At 75.6% G+C, this 990-nt stretch carries 1 protein-coding gene; it reads right to left on the reverse strand.

Annotated features, from left to right (window positions below; translation table 11 throughout):
• Nucleotides 1–29: 29 nt before the first annotated feature.
• Nucleotides 30–990 (reverse strand): XdhC family protein (locus NBZ85_RS31370; RefSeq protein WP_261563451.1); only part of this gene is annotated, 961 nt, incomplete at its 5' end.

Here is a 990-nt window from a genome sequence, read left to right on the forward strand (position 1 = left end):
GCGGTGGCCACCCGGGGGCTATCCGGGGGCTATCCGGCCTGGGCCCGCTCCCCCCACTCCCCCCAAGGGGACGGCTCGGACGGCTCGGACAGGTTGGACGGCTCGCCGGGTTCGGCGTGGATGCGACCGCTGGTGGCCCGCAACGGGCGGCCGCTGCCACCCCAGCGGCTTTGGATGATCTCCGCGGCGATCGAGACGGCCGTCTCCTCGGGCGTGCGCGACCCCAGGTCGAGGCCGATCGGAGAGTGCAGTCGGGCGAGATCATCCTCGGTGGCACCGCTGTCACGCAGCCGGCGCAGCCGGTCGGCATGGGTGCGCCGCGACCCCATCGCGCCGACGTAGTGCGCCGGCGAGCGCAGCGCGGCGCGCAGCACCGGGATGTCGAACTTCGGGTCGTGGGTGAGCACGCAGATCACCGTGCTCACGTCAACGGCGGCGCGGGCGAGGTAGGCCACCGGTCGTTCGCAGATCACCTCGTCGGCGTCGGGGAAGCGCTGGGAGGTGGCGAAGACCGGTCGGGCGTCGCACACCGTCACCCGGTAGCCGAGGAAACGGCCGATGCGCACCACCGCGGCGGCGTAGTCGATCGCGCCGAAGACCAGCATCCGCGGGGGCGGCGCGAACGACTGGACGAACACCCCGACCGCGTCCGGCCGCCGCTGCCCCCGCGGTCCGTAGCGGCGCACCCCGCTGCGACCGGCCGCGAGCAGCCCGCGAGCATCGTCGACCGCGGCGACGTCGAGTCCGGCGATCCCGGACGAGCCCGCCGTGCGGTCGGGCCACACCGCCACCTGCCCGCCCAGCCCGTCTCCCCCGACGACGGTCAGCAGCGCCCCCGCCTCGTCGGCGGCCAGCGCGACGAGGACCGCGTCGAGCGCCACGTCCGCGGGCCGCTTGTCCGCGGGCCGCTTGTCCGCGGGCCGCTTGTCCGCGGGCCGCTTGTCCGCAGCCGTGACCGGGCCGGCGGCCGGGTACGGCACGATGATCACG

Source organism: Frankia tisae (genome assembly GCF_025403405.1).
GTDB classification, from domain to species: Bacteria; Actinomycetota; Actinomycetes; order Frankiales; family Frankiaceae; genus Frankia; species Frankia tisai.